22 protein-coding genes are annotated in these 16,812 nt (G+C 40.8%); 17 read left to right on the top strand and 5 right to left on the bottom strand.

Annotation, left to right across the window (positions count from 1 at the left end; translation table 11 throughout):
• Positions 1-141: 141 nt before the first annotated feature.
• Positions 142-1,680, bottom strand: a complete 1,539-nt coding sequence (locus BQ7394_RS01965) for a sulfatase family protein (RefSeq protein WP_075555829.1) — start codon at positions 1,678-1,680, stop codon at positions 142-144.
• Between the two features lie 234 nt (positions 1,681-1,914).
• On the opposite strand from BQ7394_RS01965, the gene BQ7394_RS26410 reads away from it, so the two are divergent.
• Together BQ7394_RS26410 and BQ7394_RS01960 are read left to right on the top strand one after the other, a co-directional pair.
• On the top strand, positions 1,915-2,043 hold the full coding sequence (locus tag BQ7394_RS26410) for a hypothetical protein (RefSeq protein ID WP_262497518.1): 129 nt from the start codon (positions 1,915-1,917) through the stop codon (positions 2,041-2,043).
• A gap of 172 nt (positions 2,044-2,215) precedes the next feature.
• Positions 2,216-3,133 carry a BF3164 family lipoprotein gene (locus BQ7394_RS01960; protein WP_161951772.1) on the top strand — a complete coding sequence of 306 codons (918 nt, stop codon included), beginning with the start codon at positions 2,216-2,218 and terminating at the stop codon, positions 3,131-3,133.
• Here BQ7394_RS01960 and BQ7394_RS01955 read toward each other — a convergent pair.
• Positions 3,111-3,317: a hypothetical protein gene (locus BQ7394_RS01955; protein WP_075555827.1), complete on the bottom strand. Its 207-nt coding sequence runs from the start codon at positions 3,315-3,317 to the stop codon at positions 3,111-3,113. The two genes, BQ7394_RS01960 and BQ7394_RS01955, sit on opposite strands and share 23 nt — an antisense overlap.
• Positions 3,318-3,380: 63 nt before the next feature.
• On the bottom strand, positions 3,381-4,265 hold the full coding sequence (locus BQ7394_RS01950) for an ion transporter (RefSeq protein ID WP_075555826.1): 885 nt from the start codon (positions 4,263-4,265) through the stop codon (positions 3,381-3,383).
• Positions 4,266-4,375: 110 nt separating this feature from the next.
• On the opposite strand from BQ7394_RS01950, the gene BQ7394_RS26405 reads away from it, so the two are divergent.
• The 4 genes from BQ7394_RS26405 to BQ7394_RS01925 all read left to right on the top strand — a co-directional run bounded on the left by BQ7394_RS26405 (position 4,376) and on the right by BQ7394_RS01925 (position 8,352).
• Positions 4,376-4,780, top strand: a complete 405-nt coding sequence (locus tag BQ7394_RS26405) for a 6-bladed beta-propeller (RefSeq protein WP_262497517.1) — start codon at positions 4,376-4,378, stop codon at positions 4,778-4,780.
• 5 nt (positions 4,781-4,785) lie between these two features.
• On the top strand, positions 4,786-5,532 hold the full coding sequence (locus BQ7394_RS26400) for a 6-bladed beta-propeller (RefSeq protein ID WP_262497516.1): 747 nt from the start codon (positions 4,786-4,788) through the stop codon (positions 5,530-5,532).
• Positions 5,533-5,642: 110 nt separating this feature from the next.
• Positions 5,643-7,334 carry a right-handed parallel beta-helix repeat-containing protein gene (locus BQ7394_RS01940; RefSeq protein ID WP_082211626.1) on the top strand — a complete coding sequence of 564 codons (1,692 nt, stop codon included), beginning with the start codon at positions 5,643-5,645 and terminating at the stop codon, positions 7,332-7,334.
• 799 nt (positions 7,335-8,133) lie between these two features.
• Positions 8,134-8,352 carry a hypothetical protein gene (locus BQ7394_RS01925; RefSeq protein ID WP_075555823.1) on the top strand — a complete coding sequence of 73 codons (219 nt, stop codon included), beginning with the start codon at positions 8,134-8,136 and terminating at the stop codon, positions 8,350-8,352.
• A gap of 377 nt (positions 8,353-8,729) precedes the next feature.
• Here BQ7394_RS01925 and BQ7394_RS01920 read toward each other — a convergent pair whose 3' ends face one another.
• Positions 8,730-9,476, bottom strand: coding sequence for a LexA family transcriptional regulator (locus BQ7394_RS01920; protein WP_075556829.1), 747 nt, complete (start codon positions 9,474-9,476; stop codon positions 8,730-8,732).
• A gap of 154 nt (positions 9,477-9,630) precedes the next feature.
• On the opposite strand from BQ7394_RS01920, the gene BQ7394_RS01915 reads away from it, so the two are divergent.
• Entirely contained in the window at positions 9,631-9,840 is a 210-nt protein-coding gene (locus BQ7394_RS01915; protein ID WP_075555822.1) for a hypothetical protein, read from the top strand.
• A 185-nt stretch (positions 9,841-10,025) separates the two neighbouring features.
• Here BQ7394_RS01915 and BQ7394_RS01910 read toward each other — a convergent pair whose 3' ends face one another.
• Positions 10,026-10,460, bottom strand: coding sequence for a hypothetical protein (locus BQ7394_RS01910; protein WP_075555821.1), 435 nt, complete (start codon positions 10,458-10,460; stop codon positions 10,026-10,028).
• A gap of 109 nt (positions 10,461-10,569) precedes the next feature.
• Between BQ7394_RS01910 and BQ7394_RS01905 the strand changes: the two genes are divergently transcribed.
• From BQ7394_RS01905 to BQ7394_RS01860, 10 genes are all read left to right on the top strand, one after another.
• Complete coding sequence (locus BQ7394_RS01905; protein WP_057327624.1) at positions 10,570-10,962, top strand: hypothetical protein; 393 nt, start codon at positions 10,570-10,572, stop codon at positions 10,960-10,962.
• 9 nt (positions 10,963-10,971) lie between these two features.
• Complete coding sequence (locus tag BQ7394_RS01900) at positions 10,972-13,029, top strand: hypothetical protein (protein ID WP_075555820.1); 2,058 nt, start codon at positions 10,972-10,974, stop codon at positions 13,027-13,029.
• 34 nt (positions 13,030-13,063) lie between these two features.
• Positions 13,064-13,948, top strand: coding sequence for an AAA family ATPase (locus tag BQ7394_RS01895; RefSeq protein ID WP_075555819.1), 885 nt, complete (start codon positions 13,064-13,066; stop codon positions 13,946-13,948).
• Positions 13,945-14,157 (top strand): hypothetical protein, encoded by a 213-nt coding sequence (locus tag BQ7394_RS01890; RefSeq protein ID WP_075555818.1) that lies wholly within the window; start codon positions 13,945-13,947, stop codon positions 14,155-14,157. The genes BQ7394_RS01895 and BQ7394_RS01890 overlap by 4 nt, the downstream gene beginning before the upstream one ends.
• Positions 14,158-14,189: 32 nt before the next feature.
• Entirely contained in the window at positions 14,190-14,771 is a 582-nt protein-coding gene (locus BQ7394_RS01885; RefSeq protein ID WP_172681329.1) for an ATP-binding protein, read from the top strand.
• A 23-nt stretch (positions 14,772-14,794) separates the two neighbouring features.
• Positions 14,795-14,962 (top strand): hypothetical protein, encoded by a 168-nt coding sequence (locus tag BQ7394_RS25930; RefSeq protein WP_167369465.1) that lies wholly within the window; start codon positions 14,795-14,797, stop codon positions 14,960-14,962.
• On the top strand, positions 14,959-15,384 hold the full coding sequence (locus BQ7394_RS01880) for a hypothetical protein (protein WP_075555817.1): 426 nt from the start codon (positions 14,959-14,961) through the stop codon (positions 15,382-15,384). The genes BQ7394_RS25930 and BQ7394_RS01880 overlap by 4 nt, the downstream gene beginning before the upstream one ends.
• Positions 15,385-15,391: 7 nt before the next feature.
• Positions 15,392-16,054 (top strand): DUF3164 family protein, encoded by a 663-nt coding sequence (locus tag BQ7394_RS01875; protein WP_057327618.1) that lies wholly within the window; start codon positions 15,392-15,394, stop codon positions 16,052-16,054.
• Positions 16,051-16,287, top strand: a complete 237-nt coding sequence (locus BQ7394_RS01870) for a hypothetical protein (RefSeq protein WP_075555816.1) — start codon at positions 16,051-16,053, stop codon at positions 16,285-16,287. The genes BQ7394_RS01875 and BQ7394_RS01870 overlap by 4 nt, the downstream gene beginning before the upstream one ends.
• A 259-nt stretch (positions 16,288-16,546) precedes the next feature.
• Positions 16,547-16,807, top strand: coding sequence for a hypothetical protein (locus BQ7394_RS01860; RefSeq protein WP_075555815.1), 261 nt, complete (start codon positions 16,547-16,549; stop codon positions 16,805-16,807).
• Positions 16,808-16,812 lie beyond the last annotated feature (5 nt).

Genomic DNA, 16,812 nt, shown 5'->3' with positions numbered 1-16,812 from the left:
AAATACGCCTTTGTCTTTTGTATACGAAATATTATCCGGTAAAATTTACGCAAACGTTTGCGTAATACCAGGCAAACAGACAAAAAATATCCCGGATAATAAGGTTACTATCCGGGATATATATAATCAAGATCCGATGATCTATTCCATCCAGCTCAACTGCTTCCAGACTTCGGGCCCATCATTCTTCTGGGGAGTCCCCGGAGTGCTGCGACCATCTTTGACGTATTTCACCATCAGGTCTTTCAGTTCTTTTACAATCTCCGGATGTTCGGCATAAACGTTGTTTGTTTCTGCGGGATCTTCCTTCATATTGTACAACTGAACAAGCGGCAGCGTTTTGATCACCTCGTCATCCGTACCCGGCTTCGGGAAACTCCATCCGCCGGAGCTCGGTGATAACAACAATTTCCAATCCCCCTTACGGATTGTAAATTCACCGTTTATAGAATGATGAACAGTCGCTTCACGGATCACATTGCTTTCTTTTTCGTTCAACAATAAAGGCAGGATATTATAACTGTCCTCTCCTTCCGTATCCTTCAACTGGTAATCGGCAACAGCGGCAAATGTAGCGAAGAAATCCGTCAGGCAAATGGTCTGGTCGACCACATGAGGCTTTATCTGAGCCGGCCATCTCACTACGCAAGGGATACGGTGGCCACCGTCAAACAGGTCGGCCTTATGTCCGCGATAGATATAACTGGGATAATGCCCTTTCTCCTGAAGTTCATCGAATTTAGCCTGCGGGCTGCAACCGTTATCCGTACTGAAAACGATGATCGTATTCTCTTCGACACCCGCATCTTTCAACGCTTTCATCACCTTACCAACCATATCGTCCACCATCAAAACAAAATCTCCGTAAGGGTTAAGGCCGGATTTGCCCTGGTATTCCTTGATCGGAAGAATCGGGGTATGAGGGGCTGGCAACGGCAGATACAGGTAGAAAGGTTTATCCTCCTTCGACTTGTCGTGGATATAACCTACCGCCTTATCGATCAGGTGCGGAAGTGTCTGCTCATGATCGAAATCCGCTCCGGTCGGTCCTTTACGCCAGAATCCCATGCCGGTATTGACTGTCTCCCGGTCGGGCAAAGCCGTAACCTTGTCATTTTCCACATATACGTAAGGAGCCATATCGAGAGATGCCGAGATCCCATAATAATAGTCGAAGCCACGCGTAGTCGGCCCGTTAGTGATCGGCTGACTGAAATCGACGTTTTCCGGCCCTGCCTCGATATTATTCCAGTCCCACCCCAGATGCCACTTACCGATAGCAGCAGTCTGATAACCGCATTCTCCCAGGACATTCGCAATCGTCCGGCGATCCTGCGGGATAAGTGCCTTGTCGTAACCATACAGGACACCGTCCTTCAGATCCGACCGCCAGTTATACCGCCCTGTCAACAGGCTGTACCGGGATGGGGTACTGACAGACGAACTGGAATGGGCATCCGTAAATATCACCCCTTCATTGGCAATCCGGTCGATATTCGTTGTCTTCAGCTTCGAATTCTCATTCAACGCCGATACATCCCCATATCCCATATCGTCTGCAAAGATAAAGACGATATTAGGTTTCTTCTGATCTTGCGCTTGTTGTTGAGCGCAACTGCTAAAAGCGACCAAGCTTCCTAAGGAAAGAAACAGTCCGCGATTATTGATTAACTTGTTCATATCTTAATGTTATTTGTAATTGGGATTCTGTGCCAATACAATGTTCATAATAATCGTAAATCATATTCCCGATCTCCATCCATAACACCGCAAATATAAACAATATTAGACCACAACAACTATTTTTCTTTTCACGGCAATATAATTATTCCGCGGATAACCCAATTATTAATATTCTTATGCCTATCTTTAGCAAGTAGTAACTATATCTATAAACCTAATGCCTTTCAAAAGATGGATCAATACATAAAAACAATAATCAGTGTAGGCGGCAGTGCCATCATGCTGGTCATGATCGTCTGCGTTATATGGTACGTTATAAAAGATACGTTGAAAGATATAAACAGTAAATCAAAAGATTGATATGAAAATTCATCACATTATATACTTTATCCTCTTCGGATGCCTTATCTCTTGTTCTTCCGGTTCCCAAAAATCCACAAAAGATATACCATTCAATCATTTTTCGGAAGTATACTCAATCAAACACAAAAAGTTGAATATTACACCTGAAAAATTACCGTCCCAGGGAAATATGATATTATACGAAAAAGAAGGATTCCTCATTAAGGATAATTTTAAAGGGGAATCTCTTATCGATAAGATTTATTACAATGCAGACAGCGTTGTGTCTATCGCCCGGTTAGGAGAAGGGCCGGATGATTTTCTATTTTTACAAATTTCTGAAAAAGAGCCCGACGGCTCGATTCTGGCTATTGATAGCAGAACACGTAAAATACATAATTTGTCCCCCTCCGGTAAAAGACTGTCTTCCTTAAAGATCGACAATACTCCTTTTAATGTAATCCGCCTCGATACCTTTTTCATCACATCGCTTTTCAACTATAAATATGAAAACAAAGCGGACGAGCGATACACTTTGCTCGATCGGCAAGGTCAGGTAATACGTTCGTTCGGAGATTTCCCCAACGACGGGATAGAATTATCCAACGCACTCAAAATGTTCGCCTACCAAGGTTCAATGGCTGGAAACCGACAAAACGGACGAATAGCTTTCGCGACACGCAACGGGGTCATTCTGGATATCTACGAAATAGGAAAAGACAGTATACGCCCCATTGCTTTAAGGCATGAAATTTATGCAAAATATAAAGACATAAATATCCCCGGAGGATTCGGGACCTCACATGAAAAGGACGACATTTTCGGTAGCCTGGATATGAAGACTACGAATAATTTCATCTACATTCTATATTCAGGAAAATATTGGAATAAGAAAACAGAGGGAGGCCTTGAAGATGTTTTACGTGCCCGACATATTCTCATCTACGACTGGGAAGGTAATCCTGTCTGTCAACTGGAAACAGATATCAACCTGATGAACATCTGTATCAGCGAAGATGACAAGCAATTGATCGGTTTCAGTTATGAAGATGATTTCGGATTATGTTCATTTGATCTTTCCGGGATCAATGCCTTAAAAAAGAAATAGATCTCTTTCGCTTTTTACTGAACACGGTGGAAAAAAGCAGCCAGAGCGAAACAGCCCAGGCAATCCCCAAAACGAGAATAAACAATGTCGGATCAGCTTCAATACGGTATAAGCTATATCCTCCGGCACAAAACAGAATAGTGATAAGCAATGCTGCTACAATAGTGGCTAATAGTGTTTTCATATGCGCAAATATAAAAATATTCACGAAACGCGCTAGTTAAAACGATAAGAAAGTTGACCAATTTTATTTTGTATCATCTAGCTTTCCTCCACAATACTTGCAGAACTTAGCTTCTTCTTCATGTCCTGTCCGGAAACAATGGGGACATTGCAACAGACTACGTTTGCGATGCTCTTTCATCATCGTAGCCGAAACGATCCCCGTCGGGACTGCAATGATCGTATAACCTATCAGCATCACGCAAGCCGAGATAAAACGTCCGACAGGGGTAACAGGCGTTATATCTCCATAACCGACCGTTGTCATGGTAACTATCGCCCAATAAATACAATTGGGTATATTATTGAATTGGGTATCCGGTTGCGTACCCTCGACCATAAACATGATCGTCCCAATCGAAGTAACCAGGATAAGGACAAAAAAGAAAAACACAAAGATCTTCCGACTACTCAGCCGCAAAGACACCAGCAACAAATTCCCCTCTTCCAGGAAATTAAACAACTTGAACACACGAAACACCCGGATCAAACGGAAAGTTCTTATAATTAACAGGTAACGTGCCCCCCTAAAGAAAAAGCCAAGATACAAAGGCAATGTAGCCAGTAAATCCACAATTCCGAAAAAGCTGAATATATATTTCTTCGGTTTAGGGCTACAATAAATCCGCACCAGATATTCGAAAGTAAAGAAAGCAGTAAACACATATTCCAGTATCTGAAGGATCAGCTTGAAACGATCGGAAAAGGTCACGACACTCTCCAATATCACCACCAACACGCTAGCAATGATAAACCCAATAAGAAAAACATCAAACAACTTCCCTTTAGGAGTATCTGATTCGAATATAATAATATATAGCTTCTCCTTCAATTTCTTGTTATGAAGAAAAGCGTTGATCTTGTTTCTGATTTTCTGGAAAAATCCAGGCTTGTTTTCTAGCTGTTCCATAATTGCACTTTCTGTATTAACAATCCAAAATTAATAATTGCACGACAAATATTTCATTTAGTACAAAGAATTAACTTCATTTGCAAAGTAAACAAAAACAGAGAATTATCATGAAAAAACATTCTGCAAATAAGAGAAATCTATTCCTTATCAAAGCTACAAACATTTTTATCATAGTTCTTCTCTGCTTGTTATTTCCTTCCTGCAAAGAAAAAAGTAACGAGTCTAAACAAAATATATTATCTGTTCCTCTCAAACCTGAAGAATTAACGGCTTCCACTCTATTTAAAGATATAAAAATTATACCTTTAGAGACATCCGATCAATGCTTAATTAAAACAATAGGAAGAATAACAGAATATAAAGACCAATATTATATCCTTGACACTCAGCAGTCTATTTTATATTGTTTCAATAAACAAGGCTCTTTTTTATATAAGATAGATAAGAATGGGAATGGTCCTGATGAATATCATCTGATTTACGAAATGATAACCAAACCAGAAAAAAACTAATTTATATGTTAAGTCCAATGGGAGCCATATATACCTACAATATGGAAGGGAACTTTATAAAAAAAGACATTTTGCCAATTGGAGGCCAACAGGATATGATAGAAATCGACAATGGGCTTATCGCTTATTGGACACTGTTCGGACCACCGGATGACAAAGTTACATTTTATGATATGAACACAGGTAAAACCGTTGGAGGGTTCTGGAAAGATACAGACAACACATTCATGAGCAATATGTGTATTGACGTATTTTATCAATACAAAGGCGAAAACTATTTTTCAACTCAGTTTGCAAATGAAGTCTATCGATTTACTAAAGACACGGTAGAGCTGGCATATACATGGGATTTTGGGAGTGAAAATCTGGATTTAGTCCCCTATAAAGAAAGAGTGAAAGAAGATCCGAATATATTCCCACAACTGACAGAAACGCTTGAAATTCCTTATTACTTCTCTTGTCAGTATCAAAACAAAGAATATTATTATACTGTATTGGAAAGTTGGAGCATCGACAAATGGCGTAACGTCTTTTACCGAAAAAAAGATGGTAAATCGTATGTATTCGACACGCTGACTGGCGGCGCCAAAATAAAGAATACTCGCATTTTTACAGACGAATATATGGTCAGTATTATTTCACCTGAAGAGATCGATGCATATAAAGAAAGTCTTTCCGCAGAAGAAATTACAAAAATAAAAGACATACAGGAAGATGATAATTTATGTCTGGTAAAATTTTATTTTAAGTAAGATATACAGCTATTTACGAATTCATTTTTATCTGGTTTAATTTGGTAGACAAAGTCCAATCCTATACATTTGTACTAATGTAGTTTTTAATTCAATTAGACAAAAATACCATGAAAAAATCAATTCTTTTTACCATTTGTTCATTTTTTGTGCTTACTGCTACGGCACAAAATATTATTAAAGTAAGTCCCGAAAATGGGGATATGACAAAGAAGCTCCAGGCAGCGGTAGAGCAGGCAAGAAGTTACAACGGGAAAGCAGTTGTTATCGAATTGCAAAATGCCAACTACAACATCCACAGGGAAAGTTCGTCGCAGATACTTTACCATATATCAAACACAACATCCGAAAAAGAGAATCCGGATCAGACAAAGCATATCGGATTATGGCTGAAAGGATTAAAAAACATCACGATCGACGGAAAAGGAGCCCATCTCATCACACATGGCGAAATGACGAGCTTCGTGATCGACCAATGCGAAAACATCACATTCCGCAACCTCACTGTTACAGCGGCCGATCCAACCGTACCGGAACTGACCGTTACCGAAGTTGGCGAACATCATATGACCGTACGTATCCACCCGCAATCGCGCTACCGGATTAATGACGGTAAATTCTCATTTGTAGGCGACAGCTGGTCGTTATCCGACGGTATCGCACAGAGTTACGACCCGGAAAAGGATATAACTTGGCGCAGCTGGTCACCCCTCACCGGCCTTCGTAAAGCAATCGAGCTCGAACCCAATTTACTCCGTTTCGTATACGATGGCACTCCACAAGCCCAGCCGGGATTAACTTTCCAAATGCGCGACGGCATACGCGACGAGGCTTGCGGATTGATCCAATATAGCAAAAATGTCACATTAGAAAACTTGCATCTGGCTTTCCTGGGGAATTTCGGCATTGTCGGGCAAATGTCCGAAAACATTACTTACCGCAATATGACTTTCGAACCGGAAGCCGGAAGTGGACGTACCTGCGCCGGCTTTGCCGATTTCGTACAGATGTCCGGCTGTAAAGGAAAAATCACCGTCGAAAACTCCCGTTTCTCCGGGGCACACGACGATCCTATCAACATACATGGAACCCATCTGGCTGTAACAGAATTTCTTTCTTCCAACCAGGTTGTTGTCAGATATATGCATCATCAAACGTTTGGTTTCCAATCATTCCTACCGGGCAATACGATTGAGTTCATTCAGCCACACTCTCTGATGCCTCTCGCATCCGCCAGGATAAAAAAAGCCGAAATGAAAAATGAACGGGAAATTATTGTTACCATCGACAAACCAATAACCTCCGAGCTCAGAGAAACAGAAGGTCTTGTCATCGAAAATGTAACTTATACTCCTGAGGTCGTTATCCGTGGTAACTATTTCTCCCGTATTCCCACACGTGGTATCCTGGTATCTACTCGCCGCAAAGTGATTATAGAAAATAACACTTTCTTCCGGATGCAAATGAGCGGTATCCTGATCGCCGACGACGCTCGTAGCTGGTTTGAATCGGGCATGGCACGCGACGTCACCATCCGCAATAATAATTTCATCGAATGTGGTGCTCCGGTAATCTTCATTGCTCCCGAAAACGACCGAAATGGAGGCTACGTACATCGTAACATCACCATCTCGAACAACCGTTTCCAACTGACAGGAGCCGATGCCGTTTCGGCCAAATCGGTCGACGGTCTGAAAATCACAGACAATCTGTTCTTAACTCCCAAAACTTTCACCTTAGATGAGTTGATAAAGACTCAGGAATGTAAAAATGTTACGATAGAAGGAAATATCATTCAATAATAGACTTCCTATAACAAGTTGCCGGGTATAAGAAAAAATCTTTTTATACCCATGCAACATTTCATTATCCAGATACTTCAAAATCGGCTGGAACGAATAAACTTTTTCTAAAATCCCTCCGACTGATTTTACATCATCTTTAATAATCAACGTTTCTGAAAAATAGAAGATAGACATCTTATTATCAAGCAGTAAAGCCCGTACATCCACCCAAAATCCACACATAAAAACAGCGTTTTTCATTAAATTAAACAACAAGTTTACACGGAAGCCATGTTTTTCATAAATTAAATTCTTTATATTTGTTTATTTTAGAAAAAAAATAAAGTTATATTTGAGCGTAATAATTCTCAGAAACTAGTATAAGTGTTAACCAAGAAAAAATTAAATGATTATGCAACGAAAGAAAGCGATTTATTCTATGGGGCACAGAACGAAGCGGTTTAACTCTGAATATTGAAAACACTACGGAAAGCCTTTATTCATAGGCGTTTCAGAGAGGTAAAGCACAAACGCCGGTTTAAAACGAAACGGTTTGAGCTTTACTTTTGCTTTATTTCTGCTTTACACCCGGAAGCCTCTATTAAGGGTAAATACGGGCCGCCATTTACTTTCTTCTTTACTCTGCTTATCATTACTCGAAATAAATAATAAAGCCGACAGAACGCCCCAAAATAAGGTTTCGCCGGTTTTATTTCTTGTGTTCTTTTTCTTTCTTCTGTTTTGGAAGTTTAACGATATAAAAACTACCAAATAATAACTATTTGGTAGTTTTGCAAAAATAAAATTCCAAATACGCATGGGAAAGACAGAAACAAAGGTGATACATGTACACCTGATATTTGAGAAAAAAGATTTCTACTTTGGTAGTATATCTGCCATATTCAAAACATTGGACGAAGAACGTATCGGTATTAGGAAAAGTACCCTTCTACATGCCGGTTTAAGTGATGGAACGTCCTTGCCTACCCGAAAAGCTATTATAAAGCAATCCCACCTTATTAGAGGCGGAAGTTAAAGTGTTACTACATTGAATATTAGAAGCCGTTAGAATGCCTTTGATATGGTATTATAACGGCTTTTTTATTGGTGTTCTAACATCTTGTTTTACTTGAATGCCTTACAAAAACACCTACATAAAACACATATAAAATATATGTTAAAACACTTACAAAAGACTTACAAAAGCATGTAATATGATGCTTGTAAAATATATAAAAACAACATAAAACGGCTTGTTTTGACAGAAAAAGCCGTTTAAATGGGTAGAAAAAGCCACATAAATAACAGGAAAAAGAATATTATATTTGTTTATAAATTACGTATTATCAGTGTATTACATCAATATGCGCCTATTTATTGGAGAAAAACTGCGTGCGCGTACTATAATATGTGCTATTCGAGGCCAACCGAGCCAACAACAACGGCGATACCGGTTATTTCGTCAACGGGTATGTCGAAAGGTGGATATTCCTTATTGTCAGAAATGGCACGCAAATGCTTTTTATCTTCACCCGGCATAATACGTTTAACCAATATACCTTGTTCGCGTGTGGCTATTACATGGCATTTGTTCCATTGTAGAAATTGAGTATTACGAAGTATAGAACACGCAATAACATCGCCCGGATTAAAATGCGGGTACATGGATAAACCGGAAACTTCAATCATAAAATCAACATGGCAGTATTTGAATTTAGGAATAACATAGTATTCTTTCACGTCGGCTTCTTCAATGGAAAAATCACCATTACCAAAACCTGCTGCCGCCTTTTGTGTCACTAAAGGGATTGGATGCAAGCCGTTGCGTGCGGCTTCTGCAAACGGTATAGCTTTGGGTTCATTTGGAATACTGCCTATCGGGGTTGTAGGCGGTATGTAATTAATGTTTTTTGTTGGGTCTGTTCGTACTAAATCCGCTAATGAAGAGTTTCCATTTTTTAGCATGGCTCCTTTGCCTGTAAGTAACCATTCCGCAGATATATCACTACATTTTGTATATATTAGTTCGGAGTCAAACGTATTTCTTGCCATCCACGCACTTATAGTTTGCGGTGACACTTCTAATATTGCGGAAAACTTAGCTTTATTTCCACCTGTATAATAGTCTATTATAGCTCCAAGCATTTGTTTCTTATCCATAGTTCTAAAATAAAACATCTACAAATTGTAAAATAATCTACGATTTGTTTTGTTTATATCTACAAATCGTATATATTTGCAGCGTGTTAAAGATATTAACGGGCGGTAAATATAAGAAAAACGCTCGACAGTTCAATAATTAAAGAAGTGATTTATGAAAGCAATCAAAGTATTTATTGATGAAGCGGAACAGTTTAAGATGCTGAACCTGATAGAAAAATTCAACAATCACGAGGATATAGCGGCTGCGGGAACAGGCCAGACAGATTTTGTAGTAGCCACTTCTGGTGAATGTGCGATGGCTTATGTAAGGGCAGTCCTTGCCGGGAAATTGGATGATTGTACGATTGAAATAATTAAATAAGGAGGAATGATTATGATCAGAAAAACATTCAGATGTGAAGTTAGGGGAAGCTATGTTATTAGTTCAACAATAGAATACCGCTTATTCGGCATTCTATTGTATAAGAAAGAATACTTCTACCCGCCCGAAGGGAGTCGCGGCGAATACTTCATTCGCTGAGCCATTCAAGTACTTTTTCGGTTATGTCAAAAGAAAAGTAATAAAGTCGTATAAACAACAAGTGAAAACAATGAAGCTGACAAGGATATTAAACACCATTTTTCGCAACGTATGGTTCTTTTTTTCTTCGGAACACTTATCGGATTCGGATTTATATCCTTGTGCAATACTTTACGAAGTTCTTCCGCAAAGGCTTTCTGTACCTGCCCTGGTAGAGATGACAAATCATGTAGCACTATTGCAGCGAGCAGGACTCCCGATAATAATAGATATACTGACAGAAGAAATACCAGACGGATATATAGGCAAGATGTCTGTGTGGATTGAAGGCTTATCAGAATGCCCAAGATGCTGGCTCCTGCCACAAGGATATTTTGATAAAATCCGATCTGTTTCTCTGTAGCCAGATTGGTTATATCGGTCAGTTTTTGGAGGTTCTTAACCCAGCTTTCATTATTCATGATATTTGAATTTTAGTTAGACATGCTACAAATGTAGCAAAACTTCCGCGGTTCGTGAGAATAGCGGAAGGTATTTAAAACAGAGTATTAACAATAAAGCAATATAGCGATGAAAAAGCATATTTATTTAGACAGGGCCGGCAAAGGCAAATTGCGTCAGATATTTGACTGTACGGATGTGATGATATGGAAAGCATTGACTTTTGAAAGCGACAGTGAGCTGGCTCGCAAAATCCGTTATACGGCAATAAAGGAATTAGGCGGTTTTACCATCAATGACGGTTTTGCTATGGACTGGGAAACAACCCATCAAACGGCAGAGCATACAATGACACAGACTTTCGGGAAACGTGTTAAAATCATATCACATAATGATTTTCCTTTAGTCGTTGCTTTTATAAATGGCAAAGAAGTGAAGAGAGTAGAAAGCAGTTTGATGATTTCTGATTTTATGAACCTTCAGGATGAAGTTGTGAGAATGGCCTACGGCCCCCGAATTTAAAGTATCACTATGGAGTACTACGGAAAAATATTGTGTATATCAAAAGATGACCTAACACGTGACGACCGACCGCTTTTAGGGGACTATCGGTTAGATGTAACGAAAGCTCCTATAATGACAGTTAGCTGTTTCGATCAGTTGGTTTATCGTAAAATAATACAGGTGATTCGTAAAGGTATAGGCCGTGGGGTAAAATCCCTTGTTTCCGTGGATAGTCTGCCGGATAAATATAAAAAGTTAGTTGAACAAAAATACGGAAGTATGGACGCTGAGATTTTAAGAAACTGGTTCGCTTCGCATTGGGAAGTGGATGCGGATGCCCGCAGCTTTTATTCCCGCTTCCGTCTGCCTTCCGGCAAGCCTCTGGAACCGGAACAACAGCAGGAATATACATTGAATGCTTCCGCTTTACAGTCAGTTGTCCGCCTGATGAATGATGTCAGGATGAAACGGGCTGTCATGCAGAACAACAAAATACGTTGGGAAGAAATGGCCGGTGCGATCAGCTTCTTTCAAAAAGAGTTTGGGCATAGTCTGCCGCTTTCGGTAAACCGCTTCAAGAAGAAAGTGAAGGACTTTCAAGAAAACAGCTACATAAGCCTGATAAGCAAAAAGTTCGGTAATCAGAACACAAGGCTTGTCAATGTGCAGGTTGAAAGTTTACTGCTTAGTTTGGCGACATTGCCGAACAAGCCGTGGAATAAAAACGTGTGGGAAATGTACAACATGTTTATAGCCGGTGAGTTGACTGTTTGCAATCCGGAAACCGGCGAGATATTTAACCCGGCGGAATTTGTGGATAAGAAAGGAAACCCGATCAGGCTTAGTCAATCCACTATAAACAACTATCTGAACCAGCCTAAAAATCAGGTCTTGATAAATCACAGACTTATGAGTTGGAGCACATTCATGCACAATGAACGCCCGCATGTACACCGCCACGCCCCGGAATTTTCTTTCAGTAAGATTTCGTTCGACGACCGCGATTTGCCACGTAAGCTGAAGGATACCAAACAACGTCCAAAGGCTTATTATGCCTATGACGTAACCAGCCAATGTGTAGTCGGTCTTGCTTACAACCGTAATAAGAACGTTGATTTAGTGGTAGACTGTTTCCGCGATATGTTCCGTCTTATGGAGCGTAACGGCTGGAATTGCCCGGCGCAAGTCGAAGTGGAAAACCACCTTATGAGCCAGTGGAAAGATAGTTTTTTAAAAGCCGGTACGATGTTTCCCTTTGTTCGTTTCTGTGCCCCGCTAAACTCACAGGAAAAGTTTGCAGAACCATTAAACGGCGCAAAGAAACGCAGTGTTGAACACAAAAACCATTTAGGAATAGGCCGCTTTTATGCCAAAAATGAGAAATACAGGGCAGAAAGTAAAAAGATAAGTGACGAATATAACGACACTTACGAAGAAAAGCAGTATTACACATGGGAGCAGCTTATTCAGGAAGATATTGCGGATGTTCACGAATTTAATCATTCCCTGCATCCCAATCAAAAGAAATATCCCGGTATGACGCGCTGGCAGGTGCTTGAAAGTAATATGAACCCGACTTTGCAGCCTGTTGATAAGGCTATTTTATACCGTTTCATTGGTGAACACGTAGAAACAAGTATCAGACGAAACAGTTATTGCCGCGTAAACTATACAGACCTTTGGTTAAGCAGTCCGGAAGTTCTCGACCGCCTTGCCCCCAATAATAACCAAGTGGATGCCTATTACCTGCCGGATGAAGAAGGAAACATGGGCGATGTGTATATCTACCAAAACGGCGTACTACTTGATAAGTTAAGCAACGTCGGAACCTTCAATACATCGGAAGCCGAACAGACAGATAAGGACAAACAGGTAATGACAGAGCAAAACAAGCTAATCAGCCAGTTCGACGCAATGACTAAGAAAGAAGCTATTGCCCCGGTGGTGGTGATGAAAGCAGAAACCGCCAAAAAGATAGCGAAAGCAACGGCGAAGCCGATACAGGTTGATAATGTAGAAACGGATGCCGATAGCCTGATAGCTCAATTCAGCGACTACAAAGGCCGGGGCGTAGCAAGTATATAACAGTATTAGAATAACATTAAAACATTATTATAACATGGAAGTAACGAATGATATTAAACAACGTATTCTCGAAGCCATTACGGTAAACCGGGAAAATTACCCTTCGGATAACAAGCACGCCGCCGCACTTGGCATTTCGGCCAGCGTGTACAATGTACTGAAAAAAAGGAAAATTGACAAACAGGTTAGCGATACAAATTGGATTTGCCTTGCCCGTCGCTTGAATGTATCGCTGAATAATGAAATTCAGTGGCAAGCGGCTGAAACGCCGACTTTTGTCTATATAACCGAACAGTTGGCAATGTGTCAAGAAAGCAGTGTTTCTGCTGTGTTATGCGATATGGCGAATATAGGTAAGACGTTTACGGCCCGCCTGTATGTAAAGAACCACAAGAACGCCATATATGTCGATTGTTCGCAGGTAAAGACCAAACAACGCCTGATACGCTTCATAGCTAAAGAATTTGGAGTAAACAACAACGGCAGGTATTGCGACGTTTACGACGACCTGTGTTTTTATCTGAAAACGCTGGAACACCCTTTAATTATTCTTGATGAAGGGGGCGACCTGCAATATGAAGCCTTTTTGGAGTTGAAAGCCCTTTGGAACGCTACGGAACGTTGTTGCGCTTGGTACATGATGGGGGCTGACGGCCTGAAAGAAAAAATGAACCGGTCTATCGAATGCAAAAAGGTAGGTTATACCGAAATGTTTTCCCGCTATGGTGACAGGTACAGTAAAGTAACCCCGGAAGACGGGAAAGAACGCGAAGCCTTCCTGAAGGCACAAGCCGCAATGGTCGCCAAATTAAATGCGCCTGAAGGGACTGAAATTATGAAAGTGGTAAACCGTACCGGCGGAAGCCTTCGCCGGGTGTATACAGAAATTGAAAAAATAAGAAAAGGGGGCTTGGTATGATGAAAAAGATTTATCAACTCGGAATGGAGCCGCAATATGCCGCGCATGTGCTGTTATTGTGGAATGAAGGTGAATATCCCTGTGATATTTGTGTACGTCGGGCGAAAACAGCCGGTTTGATAATTATTGAACTGGATAATTTGGAGTTAGCTAACAAAATAGTAACCGCGACCCGTTGCAAGGTTGCATGTAGATACGCAAAAGGATGAAACGGGCTTATTCTCCTAAAGAGATACAATCTATGAATATACCCAGCTTCCCGTTTACCGATGAATGGGAAGCTGCATTCGGAACGCCTGACCGCACAGGCACTTGGATTATTTGGGGTGACAGTGGTAATGGCAAAAGTAGTTTCGTTATGCAGTTGGCCAAGTATCTATGCCAGTTTGACAAGGTGATTTATGACAGCTTGGAAGAAAGTACAGGGCTTTCGCTTCAAAACAGTTTGAACCGGTGTCGCATGGATGAAGTTAACGGGAGATTTCAGATACTTGACCGGGAACCAATGAATGAACTGTCTGAACGCCTTTTAAAACGGAGAAGTGCCGGTATCGCCATTGTGGATAGTTTTCAATACTCCGGGCTTACTTATGCGACCTACAAGGCAATGAAGGAAAAGCACCGTAATAAGCTGCTGATATTTATTAGCCATGCCGAAGGAGTAAAACCTGAAGGCCGGGCAGCAAAAAAGGTGGCTTATGATGCTGATGTAAAAATATTCGTGCAGGGCTTCCGGGCAATTTGTAAAGGCCGGTTTATCACAAAGCCGGGCAATCACTTTACGATATGGGCTGAAGGTGCTGCGCAATATTGGAATGAATAATAAACAATTTTAAATACATAGTCATGGATGATGTGATTGAAGCAATTTTAAACAGTGCGATAAAGAAGGCCGAAGGCTTTTCTTTCAGCGACCAGTCTTTTATTTATAGTGAAGTATCAGAACGCCTCACTAATCTTTCACACGACGCTCTGATGGCTGAATATGGACTAACAGAAGAAGATTGTATATGAAACGAAATTATGCCCGGTTTTATACTCTTCTTAACCGGATGCCCACATCGGACAAAGAAGAATTAAAAGTGGAATTGGTACGGCAATACACAAACGGCCGTACAACTTCCCTGAAGGAATTGACCGATAAAGAATACGACGCCATGTGTGACGGTATGCAAAGACAGGTAGGCGGATATAAAGCCCGCGAAATTGCACGAGAGGAACTAAGACGCAAACGGTCGGCGGCCCTTCTTCTTTTACAAAAGAATGGAATTGACACAACCGACTGGAACCGCGTAAACGCCTACTGTAAAAACCCGCGAATTTCCGGTAAGGAGTTCGGAAAATTGACAGTTGAAGAATTGGAACTTCTGTGTATCAAATTGCGGTTGATAATGCGGAAAAATGATAAAAACAAGGATTATTCACAATTAAATTAATAAAGTTATGACAGAAGAAAAGAAAGCCGTTGAAATGACGGACGAGGAACTGAAGCAGTTCAATGAATTTAAGGCCGAACAGGCTAAAAAGAATGCCAAAGAACAGGCTAAAAGAGATCGTGAGGCTTACCGCGATTTGGTGGATGAAACCATTGACAAGACAGTTCCGGCCTTAATGTGCCTTAGTCAAGGTATTAAGGAAACAAAGCAGTCGATTTTGGATGATTTCAGGCACGTTATTGAAATGAAAGCCGATGTTCTAAAGTTGAAAAAAGACGGTCAGCGCAGCGATACGTTTACCAACTCACAGGGTGATAAACGGATAACTATCGGTGTCTATACAACGGACGGTTATCGCGATACGGTAGAAGATGGCATAGCAATCGTTAAAGAGTACATCGAAGGGCTTGCCAGTGATGAAAAAACAAAGGCACTTGTTAAAATGGTGCTTCGCTTGCTGGCCCGCGATGCGAAAGGCACATTAAAGGCAAGCCGTGTAGTGCAACTCCGGAAGATTGCCGAAGAAACCGGAAGTGACCGTTTTATGGAAGGCGTTCAAATAATAGAAGAAGCCTATCAACCGGCGATAAGCAAACAGTTTATCCGGGCTGAAGTAAAAAATGAGAATGGCGCATGGGTTTGTGTACCTTTAGGAATGACAGAAGCATGAGCAAGCAACAACCAATGTTATTAATATCGCCGCCGCTTTTCCCAAAAGAACACCCGACAGAACAGGTGGTATTCGGCGGTGTCCTCTGCGGGTATTGTCATGGGAACGGTTGGTTTTGGGGAATGGATGAACTGACACATGAAAGTGTAAAGGTAGAATGCCCGGTTTGTAAGGGATATAAGAAATTAAAAGCAGTTGTGACTATCAACTGGGTAGCTGATGAAAATAAATAGTAATATTAAAATAATAAAACGATATGGGAAACATTTTAGACAGATTTAGAAAGCCAAAGGAAACGCAAGAACCCAAAGGGATAAAAAGAACAAGGACTATTCCGCCGCATGTAGTAGCTTGCAAGGTGTGTGACGGCCGCGGTATCATAGACGGCCATATTTGCGAACAATGCAAAGGTTCAGGGCGCGTAATAGTCACCTGTGATGTTGTAACCTATGTGATGGCATTCGTGCCGGAAACGCTTTAAAATAGGCTTATATGAAGTATGTCATATTTGAACAAGAAGGAACCGGCTTAAAAATGCCGGTTCTTTTTCCCGACCATGTAACACATAATATGGTGAATATAGAAGGAATGAAAATTGTTTCTGCCGGCTTCTGTTTGATTGGTGGGGATGAAATTGTTACCATCCCTTCGGGTGTAAGCGAAAGTTTGAATATAGGCCCGGCAGAAGGCGATAGGGGGTTAATTATTGCCACTTTGTGTAACGCAGGCGTATATGCTTTTCTAAACTTTTAATTTAA

The sequence above is a fragment of the Parabacteroides timonensis genome (assembly GCF_900128505.1).
GTDB classification, from domain to species: domain Bacteria; phylum Bacteroidota; class Bacteroidia; order Bacteroidales; family Tannerellaceae; genus Parabacteroides; species Parabacteroides timonensis.
The sequence above is the reverse complement of the archived record's forward strand: the minus strand, read 5'-3'. Positions and strand labels throughout refer to the sequence as shown.